15 protein-coding genes are annotated in these 15,313 nt (G+C 63.1%); 3 read left to right on the top strand and 12 right to left on the bottom strand.

Going from position 1 to position 15,313, the window contains the following annotated elements; genetic code table 11:
• Window positions 1-92 precede the first annotated feature (92 nt).
• The 5 genes from pyk to gcl all read right to left on the bottom strand — a co-directional run bounded on the left by pyk (window position 93) and on the right by gcl (window position 6,775).
• Complete coding sequence (pyk, locus tag HX851_RS36320; protein ID WP_177064853.1) at window positions 93-1,508, bottom strand: pyruvate kinase; 1,416 nt, start codon at window positions 1,506-1,508, stop codon at window positions 93-95.
• Window positions 1,498-2,793: a glycerate kinase type-2 family protein gene (locus HX851_RS36315; RefSeq protein ID WP_177064855.1), complete on the bottom strand. Its 1,296-nt coding sequence runs from the start codon at window positions 2,791-2,793 to the stop codon at window positions 1,498-1,500. The genes pyk and HX851_RS36315 overlap by 11 nt, the downstream gene beginning before the upstream one ends.
• Before the next feature lie 319 nt (window positions 2,794-3,112).
• Entirely contained in the window at window positions 3,113-4,003 is an 891-nt protein-coding gene (locus HX851_RS36310; RefSeq protein WP_177064857.1) for a 2-hydroxy-3-oxopropionate reductase, read from the bottom strand.
• A gap of 97 nt (window positions 4,004-4,100) precedes the next feature.
• Window positions 4,101-4,883, bottom strand: a complete 783-nt coding sequence (gene hyi, locus HX851_RS36305; protein ID WP_177060477.1) for a hydroxypyruvate isomerase — start codon at window positions 4,881-4,883, stop codon at window positions 4,101-4,103.
• Window positions 4,884-4,999: 116 nt separating this feature from the next.
• Window positions 5,000-6,775 (bottom strand): glyoxylate carboligase, encoded by a 1,776-nt coding sequence (gene gcl / locus HX851_RS36300; protein ID WP_177064859.1) that lies wholly within the window; start codon window positions 6,773-6,775, stop codon window positions 5,000-5,002.
• 265 nt (window positions 6,776-7,040) lie between these two features.
• Between gcl and HX851_RS36295 the strand changes: the two genes are divergently transcribed.
• Window positions 7,041-7,481 carry a GlcG/HbpS family heme-binding protein gene (locus HX851_RS36295; protein ID WP_177060481.1) on the top strand — a complete coding sequence of 147 codons (441 nt, stop codon included), beginning with the start codon at window positions 7,041-7,043 and terminating at the stop codon, window positions 7,479-7,481.
• Window positions 7,482-7,503: 22 nt separating this feature from the next.
• Here HX851_RS36295 and HX851_RS36290 read toward each other — a convergent pair whose 3' ends face one another.
• Window positions 7,504-8,112, bottom strand: coding sequence for a TetR/AcrR family transcriptional regulator (locus HX851_RS36290; RefSeq protein ID WP_177060483.1), 609 nt, complete (start codon window positions 8,110-8,112; stop codon window positions 7,504-7,506).
• A gap of 128 nt (window positions 8,113-8,240) precedes the next feature.
• Between HX851_RS36290 and HX851_RS36285 the strand changes: the two genes are divergently transcribed.
• Together HX851_RS36285 and HX851_RS36280 are read left to right on the top strand one after the other, a co-directional pair.
• Window positions 8,241-9,170, top strand: a complete 930-nt coding sequence (locus HX851_RS36285; protein WP_177060485.1) for a DUF808 domain-containing protein — start codon at window positions 8,241-8,243, stop codon at window positions 9,168-9,170.
• A gap of 45 nt (window positions 9,171-9,215) precedes the next feature.
• Window positions 9,216-10,250, top strand: a complete 1,035-nt coding sequence (locus HX851_RS36280; protein ID WP_177064861.1) for a hypothetical protein — start codon at window positions 9,216-9,218, stop codon at window positions 10,248-10,250.
• Window positions 10,251-10,326: 76 nt separating this feature from the next.
• Here the strand turns inward: HX851_RS36280 and HX851_RS36275 are convergent, their stop codons facing one another.
• The 6 genes from HX851_RS36275 to HX851_RS36250 all read right to left on the bottom strand — a co-directional run.
• Window positions 10,327-11,607, bottom strand: a complete 1,281-nt coding sequence (locus tag HX851_RS36275; RefSeq protein WP_177060488.1) for a TRAP transporter large permease — start codon at window positions 11,605-11,607, stop codon at window positions 10,327-10,329.
• Window positions 11,608-12,135: a TRAP transporter small permease gene (locus HX851_RS36270; protein WP_177064863.1), complete on the bottom strand. Its 528-nt coding sequence runs from the start codon at window positions 12,133-12,135 to the stop codon at window positions 11,608-11,610.
• Between the two features lie 73 nt (window positions 12,136-12,208).
• Window positions 12,209-13,180, bottom strand: a complete 972-nt coding sequence (locus HX851_RS36265) for a TRAP transporter substrate-binding protein (RefSeq protein WP_177060490.1) — start codon at window positions 13,178-13,180, stop codon at window positions 12,209-12,211.
• An 82-nt stretch (window positions 13,181-13,262) separates the two neighbouring features.
• On the bottom strand, window positions 13,263-14,150 hold the full coding sequence (locus HX851_RS36260) for a glucurono-1,5-lactonase (protein ID WP_177060491.1): 888 nt from the start codon (window positions 14,148-14,150) through the stop codon (window positions 13,263-13,265).
• 36 nt (window positions 14,151-14,186) lie between these two features.
• The gene (locus HX851_RS36255; RefSeq protein ID WP_177064865.1) at window positions 14,187-15,011 is read right to left on the bottom strand and encodes an NAD-dependent epimerase/dehydratase family protein; all 825 of its coding nucleotides are present in this window, start codon (window positions 15,009-15,011) and stop codon (window positions 14,187-14,189) included.
• Window positions 15,012-15,189: 178 nt separating this feature from the next.
• Window positions 15,190-15,313, bottom strand: a 124-nt coding sequence (locus HX851_RS36250) for an OprD family outer membrane porin (protein WP_177065263.1), incomplete at its 5' end; no start/stop codon positions are given.

Raw genomic sequence — 15,313 nt, 5'->3', positions numbered from 1 at the left:
TGGCAGGGAGATTCTCTTCGTGGGCAAGCCCACTCCCACAGTTCAGCCCTTGCAGGAGTGGGCTTGCCCACGAAAAGGCCGGTGCAGGCACCTCAGATCAAGGTTTCGATCTGCAGCGAGTTGGTCGAGCCGGGCTGTCCGAAGGGCACGCCCGCGGTGATCAGCAAGGTGTCGCCACGCTCCGCCATGCCCTGGGCCTGGGCAATCTCCAGGGCCGTCGAACAGACTTCATCCACTTGTCGCAAGCGGTCGTTGACCACCGAATGCACACCCCAGGTCAGGCTCAGGCGGCGGGCGGTCTGCACATTCGGCGTGAGGTTGAGGATCGGTGCCGCCGGCCGTTCCCGCGCCGCTCGCAGGCTGGAGGCGCCGGACTCGCTGTAGTTGACCAGCACGGCCACCGGCAGGATGCGGCTGATACGGCGGATCGCACAGCTGATGGCATCCGAGACCGTCGCCTCCGCCTGCGGCCGGCTGACATCCAGTTGGGTCTGGTAATCCGGCCCGCTTTCCACCTGGCGGATGATCTTGCTCATCATCTGCACGGCCTCCAGCGGGTAGTCGCCGGAAGCGGTTTCGGCCGAGAGCATCACCGCATCGGCACCTTCGGCCACGGCATTGGCGACATCGGTCACTTCCGCGCGGGTCGGGGCCGGGGAGAAGCGCATCGACTCCAGCATCTGCGTCGCCACCACCACCGGTTTGCCCAGTTGGCGGCAGGTGCCGATGATGTCCTTCTGGATCTGCGGCACGCTTTCGGCCGGCACCTCGACGCCGAGGTCGCCGCGGGCAACCATGATCGCGTCGCTCAGCTCGGCGATTTCCCGCAGGCGCTCGACCGCTGAAGGCTTCTCGATCTTGGCCATCAGGAAGGCCTTGTCGCCGATCAGTTCGCGAGCCTCACGGATATCTTCCGGGCGCTGCACGAAGGACAGGGCCACCCAGTCCACGCCCAGCTCCAGGCCGAAACTCAGGTCCTGACGATCCTTGGTGGTCAGCGGGCTCAGCTCCAGCAGGGCTTGCGGGACATTGACGCCCTTGCGGTCGGACAGCTCGCCGCCATTGAGCACGGTGGTGTCGATGGCATCGCGATGCTTGCCGGTGACCCGCAGGCGCAACTTGCCATCGTCCAGCAGCAGGTCCATGCCCGGCTCCAGCGCGGCGATGATTTGCGGATGCGGCAGGTTGACCCGGCATTGATCGCCGGGCGTGCTGTCGAGGTCCAGGCGCAGGGCCTGGCCGCGTACCAGTTGCACCTTGCCTTCGGCAAAGCGGCCGACCCGCAGCTTCGGCCCCTGCAGGTCCATCAGGATGCCCAGCGGGTAGTTGAGCTGGCGCTCGACGCTGCGGATCCACTCGAAGCGGCGTGCATGGTCGGCATGTTCGCCATGGCTGAAGTTGAGGCGAAAGATGTTCACCCCGGCCTCCACCAGTTCGCGGATATCGTCGATGCCACGGGTGGCGGGACCGAGGGTGGCGAGGATTTTGACTTTCTTGTCAGGCGTCATGTTCAGGGCTCTCAGGTGCGGCGCTGTCGAGAATCAGGATGGCGCGGAAGTCGTTGACGTTGGTCCGGGTCGGTTCGGTGACGATCAGCGCGTCCAGGGCGGCGAAGTAGCCATAGCCATTGTTGTTGTCGAGCTCATCGCCGGCATTCAGGCCCAGGGCCTGGGCGCGGCGGTAGCTCTGGGGTGTCATCAGGGCGCCGGCGTTGTCTTCGGAACCGTCGATGCCGTCGGTGTCACCGGCCAGGGCGTAGACCCCGGGCAGGCCCTTGAGGCTGTCGGTCAGGCTCAGCAGGAACTCCGCATTACGTCCGCCACGGCCGTTGCCGCGCACGGTCACGGTGGTCTCACCGCCCGAGAGAATCACGCAGGGGGCGGCCAGCGGCTGGCCGTGCTGGACGATCTGTCGGGCGATCCCGGCATGGACCTTTGCCACCTCGCGGGACTCGCCCTCCAGGTCGCCGAGGATCAGTGGGCTGAAGCCGGCCTGGCGGGCTTTTACCGCGGCCGCTTCGAGAGATTGCTGGGGACGGGCGATCAACTGGAAATGGCTGCGGGACAGGTACGGGTCGCCGGGCTTGAGGGTCTCCGACTCGGCACTCTGCAACCAGTTGCGTACCGCCGCCGGCACCTCGATGGCATAGCGCTTGAGGATCGCCAGGGCGTCGGCCGAAGTGCTGGGGTCGCCGACAGTGGGGCCGGAGGCGATCACCGCGGCTTCATCGCCCGGTACATCGGAAATCGCGTAGGTGTAGACACTGGCCGGCCAGCAGGCCCTGGCCAGGCGGCCACCCTTGATGGCCGAGAGGTGCTTGCGCACGCAGTTCATCTCGCCGATGGTCGCGCCGGACTTGAGCAGGGCCTTGTTCAGCGATTGCTTGTCCGCGAGCGTGATGCCGGGAGCCGGCAGTGCCAACAGGGCCGAACCGCCGCCGGAAAGCAGGAAGATCACCCGGTCGTTTTCGCCCAGGTTGCTGACCAGCGCCAGTACTCGCTTGGCGACGGCCAGACCGGCGGCATCAGGGACCGGGTGGGCGGCTTCGACGACTTCGATTTTCTCGCAGGGGGTGCCGTGGCCATAGCGGGTGACGACCAGGCCGGAAATTTCGCCTTCCCAGCAGTGCTCCACCACCTGGGCCATGGCGGCGGCGGCCTTGCCGGCACCGATGACGATGACGCGACCGCTGCGGTCCTTGGGCAGGCAGGGTTCGAGCACCTGTTGCGGATGGGCGGCGTCGATGGCCGTGGCGAATAGCTGACGCAGGAATGCTTGCGGATCGACCGACATGACGGGCTCCCGGATTTATTGTTATGGGTGCAGAGATTGTTCCCCGGCTCTGCGTGGGAACGCCTCACTGGACGCACCGCGTTGATCGTTCCCCGGCTCTGCGTGGGAACGCCTCACTAGACGCACCGCGTTGATCGTTCCCACGCTCCGCGTGGGAACGCCTCACTGGACGCACCGCGTTGATCGTTCCCACGCTCCGCGTGGGAATGCCTCACTGGACGCTCCGCGTCCGCTTCAAAAGCTTCGCGGGCAAGCCCGCTCCCACAGCGTCACCGGCTGCATTTCTTTGCCGCGCGTGGGAACGATCTCCAGGGCGCGCTTATTTGTCGCGAATCGAGAAGTTGGCCATATGTTCCAACCCCTTGATCAGCGCCGAGTGGTCCCAGTTGCTGCCGCCGATGGCCGCGCAGGTACTGAATACCTGCTGGGCATTGGCGGTGTTCGGCAGGTTGATGTTCAGTTCGCGGGCGCCTGCCAGGGCCAGGTTCAGGTCCTTCTGGTGCAGGCTGATGCGGAAGCCCGGATCGAAGGTGCCCTTGATCATGCGCTCGCCGTGGACTTCGAGGATCTTCGACGAAGCAAAGCCGCCCATCAGTGCTTCACGCACCTTGGCCGGGTCGGCGCCGTTCTTCGCCGCGAACAGCAGCGCTTCGGCCACCGCCTGGATATTCAGGGCGACGATGATCTGGTTCGCCACCTTGGCGGTCTGGCCGTCGCCATTGCCGCCGACCAGGGTGATGTTCTTGCCCAGGCTCTGGAACAGTGGCAGGGCACGGGCGAAGGCCTGGCTGTCGCCGCCGATCATGATGCTCAGGGTTGCGGCCTTGGCCCCGACTTCACCGCCGGACACCGGTGCATCGAGGTACTGCGCGCCTTTTTCGTTGATCCTGGTCGCGAAGGCCTTGGTGGCAGTGGGGGAGATCGAACTCATGTCGATGACGATCTTGCCCGGGCCCACGCCGGCGGCGACGCCGTCGGTACGGAACAGCACGTCCTCGACCTGCGGGGTATCCGGCACCATGACGATGATGAACTCGGCTTCCTGGGCGACTTCCTTCGGATTCGCCAGGGCCACGGCGCCGGCGGCGACCAGGTCGCCCGGGGCAGCGTCGTGATGCTGGGACAGGAACAGGCTGTGACCCGCCTTCTGCAGGTTCGAAGCCATGGGGTGGCCCATGATGCCGGTGCCGATAAAACCGATTTTAGCCATGAGAAAATCCTCTAGTTATTGTTCGCCCTGTGGCGAGGGGGCTTGCCCCCGTTACGGCCCTGAGAGGGGCGAGGTCATTGTGTGAGCGGCAGCGCGTTCAGATCGCGTTATGGCTTTTCAACCAGCCGAGCCCGGCCTCGGTGGTGGTCAGCGGCTTGTACTCGCAGCCGACCCAACCCTGGTAACCGATGCGGTCCAGGTGTTCGAACAGGAAGCGGTAGTTGATCTCGCCGGTGCCCGGTTCGTTGCGGCCGGGGTTGTCGGCGAGCTGCACATGGTTGATTTCACCGAGGTGATTGCTCAGGGTCCGGGCCAGGTCGCCCTCCATCACCTGCATGTGATAGATGTCGTATTGCAGGAACAGGTTGGCGCTGGCGACCTGCTCGCGAATCGACAGGGCCTGGGCCGTGGTGTTCAGGTAGAAACCGGGGATGTCGCGGGTATTGATCGCTTCCATCACCAGCTTGATGCCCACGGCCTGGAGCTTGTCGGCGGCGTACTTGAGATTGGTGACCAGAGTCTTTTCCAGGAAGGCCTCGTCGAAGCCTTGTGGGCGAATCCCGGCCAGGCAATTGATCTGGGTATTGCCCAGCACCTGGGCATAGGCGATGGCCAGGTCGACCCCGCCACGGAATTCGTCGACGCGGTCCGGGTGGCAGGCAATCCCGCGCTCGCCCTTGGCCCAATCACCGGCCGGCAGGTTGAACAGCACCTGTGTCAGGCCGTGGGCATCGAGTTGCGCCTTGATCTCGGCGGAGCTGAAGTCGTAGGGGAACAGGTATTCCACACCACTGAAACCGGCATCGGCGGCGGCCTTGAAGCGGGCGAGGAAGTCCTGTTCGGTGAACAGCATGGACAGGTTGGCGGCAAAACGCGGCATGGTGGTCTCCTGTGGAGCGGTTTGCGTTGATCCCGTGGGAGCGGGCTTGCCCGCGAAGAGGGCATTGAGGCGGCCAAAAGCTTCGCGGGCAAGCCCGCTCCCACAATCAAGGTCGGTCAGTCGAGCAGCGAAATGGCGGTCGGCGCATCGTTGCCGACCAGCGCCAGGTCTTCGAACTCGTTGACGGCGTTGATCTCGGTGCCCATGGAAATATTGGTCACGCGCTCGAGGATGATCTCGACGATCACCGGCACCCTGAACTCCTCGATCAGCTCCTGGGCCTTGCGCAGCGCCGGCTGGATCTGGCCCGGCTCGAACACGCGCAGAGCCTTGCAACCCAGGCCTTCGGCGACGGCCACATGGTCCACACCATAACCGTTGAGTTCCGGGGCATTGAGATTGTCGAAGGACAGTTGCACGCAGTAATCCATGTCGAAGCCGCGCTGGGCCTGGCGAATCAGTCCCAGGTAGGAGTTGTTCACCACCACGTGGATATACGGCAGCTTGAACTGTGCGCCGACCGCCAGTTCCTCGATCATGAACTGGAAGTCGTAGTCACCGGACAACGCCACGACCTTGCGGTCGGGGTCGGCCTTGACCACGCCCAGGGCCGCCGGGATGGTCCAGCCCAGTGGGCCGGCCTGGCCGCAGTTGATCCAGTGGCGCGGCTTGTAGACGTGCAGGAACTGCGCGCCGGCAATTTGCGACAGGCCGATGGTGCTGACGTAGCAGGTGTCCTTGCCGAACACCTGGTTCATCTCTTCGTAGACCCGCTGGGGCTTGACCGGCACGTTGTCGAAGTGGGTCTTGCGTTGCAGGCTGGCCTTGCGCTGCTGGCAGTCCCGCAACCAGGCGCTGCGGTTCTTCAGCTTGCCGGCGGCCTGCCATTCGCGGGCGACCTCGATAAAGACCGTCAGTGCCGAGGCCGCGTCGGAAACGATGCCCAGGTCCGGGGTGAACACGCGGCCGATCTGGGTCGGCTCGATGTCGACGTGGATGAACTTGCGGCCTTCGGTGTAGACCTCCACCGAACCGGTATGGCGGTTGGCCCAGCGGTTGCCGATGCCCAGTACCAGGTCGGACTTGAGCAGGGTAGCGTTGCCGTAACGGTGGGAAGTCTGCAGCCCGACCATACCGACCATCAGTGGGTGATCGTCGGGCAGGGTGCCCCAACCCATGAGGGTCGGGATCACCGGGATACCGGTCAGCTCGGCGAACTCCACCAGCAGCTCGCTGGCATCGGCATTGATGATGCCGCCACCGGCCACCAGCAAGGGGCGTTCGGCCTGGTCGAGCAGGGTCAGGGCTTTTTCCACCTGGATACGCGTGGCGCCGGGCTTGGCCAGCGGCAGCGGCTGGTAGGCGTCGATATCGAATTCGATTTCGGCCATCTGCACGTCGAACGGCAGGTCGATCAGCACCGGACCGGGACGTCCGGAGCGCATTTCATAAAAGGCTTTCTGGAAAGCGTAGGGTACCTGGCCCGGCTCGAGGACGGTGGTCGCCCACTTGGTCACCGGCTTGACGATGCTGGTGATGTCCACGGCCTGGAAATCTTCCTTGTGCATCCGTGCCCGGGGGGCCTGGCCGGTGATGCAGAGGATCGGGATCGAGTCGGCGCTGGCGCTGTACAGGCCGGTGACCATATCGGTACCGGCTGGCCCCGAGGTGCCGATGCACACGCCGATATTGCCGGCCCTGGTCCGGGTGTAGCCCTCGGCCATGTGCGAGGCGCCTTCGACGTGACGAGCAAGGACGTGATCGATACCGCCGACTTTTTGCAGTGCGCTGTACAGCGGGTTGATCGCGGCGCCGGGAATGCCAAAGGCGGTATCGACCCCTTCACGGCGCATCACCAGGACGGCAGCTTCGATTGCTCTCATTTTGCTCATTATTTTGTGCCTCTTACGTTTTGTAATTGTATACAAGTGGCTTTGCATCGAGTGTATTCATGGCCAATGGCGCAGGTCAATCCATTTTCTCAAATGGCTGTTGCGTTCGTCGGGAACCCGTTTAATTGGGGTTTTGACGGTTTTAAGCACTGTTGTGAAAATTATTGTATACAAAAATATTGTTTATTGTGATCTATTTGTCTTGTCGAGTGGCGCTTGCGGTGAGCGTCAAAGGCTTTCCCAACACACCATAAGGACGGCACCCATGAGCGCTTTAACCTTGAAAGTCGCAGTCAGCCTGGCCGGCCAGGCGATTGCTGCGGGACGGACGATGGCCGCGGCCCCGCTGGCCATTGCGGTACTGGATAGCGGTGGGCACTTGGTGACCTTGCAGCGTGAGGACGGCGCGAGCCTGCTGCGCCCACAGATCGCCATCGGCAAGGCCTGGGGCGCGATTGCCCTGGGCAAGGGCTCGCGTCTGCTGGCGCTGGATGCGCAGCAACGGCCGGCGTTTATCGCGGCGTTGAACAGCCTCGGGCAGGGCAGCGTGGTGCCGGCGCCGGGCGGCGTGCTGATCCGCGATCAGGCCGGGCAGGTGCTCGGTGCGCTGGGGATCAGTGGTGATACCTCGGATATCGACGAGCAGTGCGCGATCAGTGCGATCGAGGCGTCGGGGCTGACGGCGGATGCCGGGGTGTCAGCCTGATGGGGAGGTGCCCGGCAGGCAATTATCGATCGGGTTCGCAGCCCTTGAGCACCAGTCGCACGATGGTCTGCGCCGCGGCTTCGTAGTCGCTGTCGTCGAGCTTGGCCTTGCCGGTGATGGAGGAGATCTGCCAGTCGAAATCGGCATAGGTCTGGGTCGCGGCCCAGATGGTGAACATCAGGTGGTTGGGGTCGATGGGGGCGATCTGTCCCCGGTCGATCCAGCTCTGGATGCATTCGATATTGTGCCGGGCCTGGGCATTGAGCTGTTCCACCTGCTCGGGACTCAGGTGCGGCGCGCCGTGCATGATTTCGCTGGCGAAGACCTTGGAAGCCGCCGGCAGGTCGCGGGAGATGCGGATCTTCGAGCGGATATAGCCGGCCAGCACTTCACCGGGTACGCCTTCCGGGTTGAACGGTGTCGATGCCTGCAGGATCGGCTCGATGATGCTTTCCAGGACCTCGCGATAGAGGTTGTCCTTGGATTTGAAGTAGTAATAGACGTTGGGCTTGGGCAGGCCGGCCTTGGCCGCGATGTCGCTGGTCTTGGTGGCAGCGAAACCCTTGTCGGCGAACTCTTCACTGGCTGCGCGCAGAATCAGTTCTTTGTTGCGTTCGCGGATGGTGCTCATAAACCGGGGTTTTCCTTGCCTGTACGGGCGGTCGGGCATGGTAGCACCGGGCTTGCGCGAGTCTCAAGATTGCCCTCCGGGACGCCCGGCGGCACACTGTGCCACGCAATTTTCCCGAGGAGTGCACCATGGCAGGAAGCAGTTTGCTGGTCTTGATCGACGATATCGCGGCGGTCCTCGATGACGTCGCGCTGATGACCAAGATGGCGGCCAAGAAGACCGCCGGCGTCCTCGGTGACGACCTGGCGCTCAATGCCCAGCAGGTCTCCGGGGTGCGCGCCGAGCGTGAGCTGCCGGTGGTCTGGGCGGTGGCCAAGGGCTCGTTTCGCAACAAACTGATCCTGGTCCCGGCGGCCCTGGCGATCAGCGCGCTGGCGCCGTGGCTGGTGACACCGCTGTTGATGCTGGGCGGTGCCTACCTGTGCTTCGAGGGTTTTGAAAAGCTCGCGCATAAGTTCCTCCACAGCCAGGCCGAAGATCAGGCCGGGCATGCTCAACTGGTGCAGGCGATCGGCGATCCGGCGACCGACCTGGTGGCCTTCGAGCGGGACAAGATCAAGGGCGCGGTGCGCACCGACTTCATTCTTTCCGCGGAGATCATCGCCATTACCCTCGGCACGGTGGCCGATGCACCGCTGACGCAGCAGGTGGTGGTGTTGTCGGGTATCGCCATCGTGATGACGGTCGGTGTGTATGGCCTGGTGGGCGGCATCGTCAAGCTCGATGACGGCGGCCTGTACCTGAGTCGCAAGACCGGTGACAGCGCTTGGGCCGGTTTGCAGCGCGGTTTCGGGCGCGGCGTATTGAGTGCCGCGCCGTACCTGATGAAGAGCCTGTCGGTGATCGGCACCGCGGCGATGTTCCTGGTCGGTGGCGGGATTCTTACCCATGGCGTGCCGGCGCTGCATCACTGGGTTGAAGGTGTGGCCGCGGCTACCGGTGGCTTCGCGGTGGTAATGCCGACCTTGCTCAATGCGCTGGTGGGGGTTGTCGCGGGGGCGGTGGTGCTGGCGGTGGTTTCGCTGGCCGGCAAACTCTGGCGAGCTGCCCGAGGCTGATCGGGACAATGGCTGGCGGTTTGGTCGTTTTATGAAAGCGCCGAGGTGTTGCGCGGACAAGGATCGGGTTTTGAAGGTGATTTCATTTTCATGCCAAGAGTTTCTGATGTTGTCCCGTTATTCCCGAATCTCCCCTGTCGTGGAGCCGTCCACGAAACCAGGCTCAGCTTGGCACTCGGCGGGGTCAACAACACGGCAATGACGCCTGTGTTGGTTGCGTCGAAGGCCGCGAGTCCCGCTCAACTCAGCCCGCCGGTGTCGATCCCGGCTTTCTACCCGATGAACGACCAGGTGGAACAGTCCGTCATCTCGATGGGCAGCAGGATTGTCTGCCGGGGCCTGGATCAGTTCGAGTCTTTTGAGCAGGAAAAGGTCAGGCAGGCCTTGCTCGAAGCCGAAGGCGCATTTGAAGCGACAGCAACCATGCTCCGCAGCTATCCCGAAGAGAGCAAGTCTGTGTTGTCGGATTTTTTTGGCGAGTATTTTTTCCTGGGCGAACAGCGATTGATCGATGACTGGGAGAGGACGAGAAAGCTGCTTGTGTTCTATCAGACAGAGCCGGCCAGGGAAAAAATTATAAAGTGCATACCAGAAGATGATCTTGCCTGCGCCTTTGTCATGCGTTCGGATAAGCAGGGCAGGATTTTTCTGAATCCCAGGGATATGGGCAGCAGTGACTTCCCCGTGACCCTGGCCCATGAACTCAGTCATCTGCGGGACGTGGCCGGTGCGCCTGTAAAGGGCAGCGAGACAGCCGACTTCTGGGGGTTTTATCGTCAGGCGGGAAGTGATGACCTGCTGTTTCCATCCCTTGAATGGAGGCGTGCGTACTCCCGTCAGATAGTGGGCGGGAGGGCGCCTGTCGAACATTTCATGGCTTGCATAGATGATCCGAAGCTTTTCATCCAGGCAGTGCGGACCGCCAGTTGCAAGCCTGACATAACGACCCTGGAGCAGGCCATTACCCAGTTCAATGAAGATCCCTATCTGCGCATGGAGATGGCCCTGAAAAATGCCGAGTCGCAAACCCAGGCGGTTTTTGTCCTGTCGGATAAACTCGCCAGACTGACGCGGACCTGATCCTTCAGGACGATACGGCTTTCCTTGCCCGGGATAACAGAGCCGCCAGCCACGGCGGCTCTCGGAGACAGGCGCGTTACAGCACCAGGTGCGGCAGCCAGAGCGACAGCGCGGGGATATAGGTCACCGCCAGCAGCACCAGGAACAGCACGCCGTAGAACGGCAGCAGCGCCTTGACGGTCTTCTCGATGCTGACCTTGCCCACCGCCGAGCCGACGAACAGCACCGCGCCCACCGGCGGCGTGATCAGGCCGATGCCCAGGTTCACCAGCATGATCATGCCGAACTGCACCGGATCGACGCCGATGCCGAGGATCACCGGCATCAGGATCGGCGTGAGGATCAGGATCAGCGGGGCCATGTCCATCACCGTGCCGAGCAACAGCAGCATGACGTTGATGCACATCAGGATCACGTAGCGGTTGTCCGACAGGGTCAGGAACAGTGTGGTGATCTTCGCCGGGATCTGCATCAGGGTCATGATGTAGCCGAAGCTGGCGGCGAAGCCGATCAGGATCATCACGATGGAGATCGTGCGTACCGTGCGGTGCATCAACTTGGGCAATTCGCGCCACTTGTAGTCACGGTAGATGAACATGGTCACGAAGAACGACCAGAGCACGGCGATCGCCGCCGACTCGGTGGCGGTGAAGATCCCCGAGAGAATCCCGCCGAGGATGATCACCATGGCCATCAGGCCCCACAGGGCATCGGCGCAGATTTTCAGGGCCTGGCGCAGGGGAATGACTTCGCCCTTGGGGTAGTCGCGCTTTTTCGCGAAGATCAGGCACAACACCATCAGGCAGGCGCTCATCAGCAGGCCCGGGACCACCCCGGCCATGAACAGCGAGGCGATGGACACCGTGCCGCCGGCCGCCAGGGAGTAGAGCACCGAGTTGTGGCTGGGCGGTGTCAGCAAGGCCTGCACCGAACCGCTGACCGTTACCGCCGTGGAGAAATCACGGGGATAGCCGCGGCGTTCCATCTCCGGGATCAATACCGAGCCGACCGAAGCGGTGTCGGCCACAGACGAACCGGAAATCGCCCCGAAGAAGGTCGACGCCATGATGTTCACCAGCGACAGGCCACCGCGCACGAAGCCCACCAGGACCCCTGCGAACGCCACCAGGCGCCGCGACATGCCTCCCTCGGCCATGATCGCTCCGGCCAGGACAAAGAACGGAATCGCCATCAGGGAAAATTTGTTCACCCCGCCGGCGACCTGGATCATCACTGCCTGGAACGGGATATCGATCCACCAGGCGCCGATCAGCGCGGCCAGGCCCAGGGCATAGGCCACCGGCATGCCGATGAGGATCAGGACGATAAAACTGCCCAACAGAATCAGCGCGTCCATTCAGGCAGCCCCTTCGTTTTCTTCGACCAGGTCGAAACGCACCACGCGGCGCTGGCTCTGGTCGCCCAGCAGGAGTTTTTCCAGCACGAAGATCAGCGTCAGGCCACCGCCCATGGGAATCGGCATGTAGGTGATGCCGACCCGCAAGGTCGGCAGCGCGCTCATGAACTGGTTCCAGGTCGAGGCACAGAGCTTGGCGCCCCAGATCGTCATGAACAGGCAGATGGTCGCCATCAGCACCTGGGCCAGGATGGCGGCGCCCGAGCGCAGGGGCGGGCTCATTCGGTCGGTGAGCATGGCCACCGCCATATGCGCACCGGCGCGGTAGCTGGCGGCGGCACCGATAAAGGTGAACACCATCATCAGCAGGATCGCGCTGGGCTCCGGCCAGCTGGCGCCGGTGCCGAGGACGTAGCGGGCAAAGATGCCCCAGGGGATGATCAGGGAGATGGCGAGTATCGCCAGTCCCGCGACCCAGATGCAGGCCATGTAGACTCGGTCGTTGATTTGCAGCACTAGATTCTTCATCGGATGTCACCGTTACCCGCCGGCCGGGCACTGGGTGCCAGCCGGTCGGGCCTTCCATGGGGTGGGGAGGGCGTTACTCGACCGCTTCGATGCGGGTCATCAACTCTGCGTAGGGCGCGCCGTACTTTTCGCGGATCGAAGCCGTGGCCTCATAGAAGGGTTTCTTGTCGACGACGATGAACTCGACGCCGGCGGCCTTGAGCTTCTCTTCGCTGCTGGCGGACTTGGCGTCCCACAGCGCACGCTCTTCCAACTGCGCCTGCTTGGCCACCTTGCGCACCAGGGTCTGCTGCTCGGGCGTGAGTTTTTCCCAGGTGGTCTTCGACATCACCACCGGCTCCGGCAGGATCAGGTGTCCGGTCAGGGCGTAGTACTTGGCGTTCTGGTAATGGTTGTGTTCGAGCATGGTCGGCGGGTTGTTTTCCGCGCCATCGATCACCCCGGTCTGCAGGGCGCTGAAGATTTCGCCGGTGTCCATGGCGATGCCGTTGCCGCCCATGGCATTGATGGTTTCGATAAACAACGGATTGCCCTGCACGCGAATCTTCATGCCCTTGAGATCGGCGAGGCTGCGCACTGGCTTCTTGGTGTAGAGGTTGCGGGTGCCGCCGTCCATCCAGGCCAGGGCCACCAGGTTGAATTCGGACTGGGTGATCTTGTCGAGGATCTCCTGGCCGATCTCGCCGTCGATGATCTTGCGCATGTGGGCCTGGTCGCGGAACACGAAGGGCATGTTGAACACGTTCACGTCCGGTACCACCGGACCGACGATGCCGAGGCTGACCCGGGCCATCTGGATCGCACCGACCTGGGCCTGTTCGACTACTTCCTTCTCCGAGCCGAGCACACCGCCGGGGAACATCTTGAAGGTCAGGCTGCCGTTGCTTTCCTTGACCAGGGTCTTGCCCATGTTTTCTTCGGCGACCACGGTCGGGTAACCGGCCGGGTGAATGTCGGCGAACTTGATCTCCAGGGCATTGGCCAGGTGGCTGAAGCTGAGGGCGAGGGGGAGTGCGGCGATAAGGAGCTTGCGTTTGAAGTCCATGGGGTGATTCTCCGTCTTGTTGTTATTTTTTTGGCTGCTTCGTTCAAAAGTGCTCGGTACCCACGCCCCCGGGCACAAGGCATCAGGCGTGGAAAAACGGTTCCTCCAGGCCCTGGACACCCGGGCGCAGGGCAAACACGCCGCCGGCCAGGGGCTGGTCGTGCAGGTCGCCGCCGGGGCGGATCGAGGTGACGAACAGGGTGCCCAGGTCGCTGCCGCCGAACGCGCACATGGCGGGTTTCTTCACCGGCACCGCCAGGGAACGGTCAAGGCGACCGTCAGGGGTGAAGCGATGGATCAGGCCTTCGTCGTTGCCGCAGATCCAGTAGCAGCCATCGACGTCCATGGCGGCGCCATCGGGTCGGCCGGGGTACTGGTTCATGTCGACGAACAGCCTGCGGTTGTGCGGCGTGCCGCTGTCGGTGTCGTAGTCGAAGGCCCAGATGCGCTGCACGCTCGGATGGGAATCGGACAGGTACAGGGTCTTGCCGTCAGGACTGAAGGCCAGGCCGTTGGGCACGATCAGGTTGTCCAGGCTGGCCTGGAGCGGTTGCTGTTGCCCGGCGTCGTAGCGATACAGGGCGCCGACCGCTCGGCCCTGGCTCATGTCCAGGAGCATGGTGCCGGCCCAGAAACGCCCCTGGCGGTCGCAACGGCCATCGTTGAAACGCATGCCGGGGCTGGCATGCCGGACCGCTGCCAGCCGTTGGCTGTGCAGTCCGTTGTCGACGTCGGCTTGCAGTTTGAACAGGCCGCTTTCCAGGCCGGCGATCCAGCCGCCATCCTGGCTGCGGGCGATACAGGCGAGCATTTCCGGGGTTTCCCAGCTCTGGGTCTGGCCGGTCTCGGCGCTCCAGCGGTGCAGGCGCCGGGCCGGGATATCGACCCAGTACAGCGCCTGTTCGCGCACGCTCCATACCGGGCTTTCGCCGGTGGCGTTGCGTGCGTCGAGAATCAATTCTGCGTTCATGGGCACTCCGTTCCCTGAAGATGATGGTTCGTCGGCTCAGTCGCCGAACGGGCCCGCGGCGACAAAGGCACCGCCCTGGTAGACCATCGTCGGATCGTCCGCCGCCGGGGCCGGCTGGGCCTCGACCTTGGCGCGAAACGGCTCGGAGCTGTCCTGCGGCTGGTAGCCGAGATGCGCTGCCAGATGGTTATCCCACCAGATATAGCGGTTGGCGGAGACGCCGTAGACCACGGTGTGCCCGACATTCGGCGCATACAGGGCGCGTTCGAGCAGTTGTGTCAGGTCGTCGAAGCTCAGCCAACTGCTGAGCATCCGGCGGTTCTGTGGTTCCGGGAACGACGAGCCGATACGGATACTGACGGTCTCGATGCCATAGCGATCGAAGTAGAAGCTGGCCATGTCCTCGCCGTAGGACTTGGACAGGCCGTAGTAGCTGTCCGGACGCCGTGGCGCGTGGGCGTCGATGGTTTCGTTCTGCTGGTAGAAACCGATCACATGGTTGGAACTGGCGAAGATCACCCGTTTGACGCCATGGCGGCGGGCGGCTTCGTAGATATGGAAGACCCCGCAGATATTGGCCCCGAGGATTTCCTCGAAGCAGCGCTCCACCGAGACACCACCGAAGTGCAGGATCGCGTCCACGCCTTCGACCAACTGGTGCACGGCGTGTTTGTCGGCGAGGTCGCAGGGCCGGACTTCCTCGCGGTCATCGATGGGCGCCGCCATCTGGGCGATATCCGACAGGCGCAGGACACGGGCATAGGGCCGCAGGCTTTCGCGCAGGACCTTGCCCAGGCCGCCGGCCGCACCGGTGAGCAGGAGACGATTGAAGGGCTGCGGGGTGGTTGTCGCTGAGGTCATGGCGTGGCCCTGGTCGAATGTTTGTTGTTATTTTTGTCGTCTGTTGTCGTACGACATTAGGTCTGGATTATCGTCAGCGTGAAACGGCTTTGTCAATGCGATGGGCGTTGTGATCAACGACCATCGCCGGGTGTAGATTTTTCAAGATATTTCAGGCTGCACGGTCAGCGCTGGCAAGTTACAACAACGAAATCGGATAGCTGATAAACAAGCGGTTCTCGTCGAACTCGTTGCTGCTGAAGCTCTTGCGGATACTGGAGTTACGCCAGCGCACGTTGAGGTCGCGGAAGGTGCCGCTCTGC

This window comes from Pseudomonas gingeri (genome assembly GCF_013385635.1).
Taxonomy (GTDB): Bacteria; Pseudomonadota; Gammaproteobacteria; order Pseudomonadales; family Pseudomonadaceae; genus Aquipseudomonas; species Aquipseudomonas gingeri_A.
This window is presented reverse-complemented; position numbering and strand designations above follow the sequence as displayed.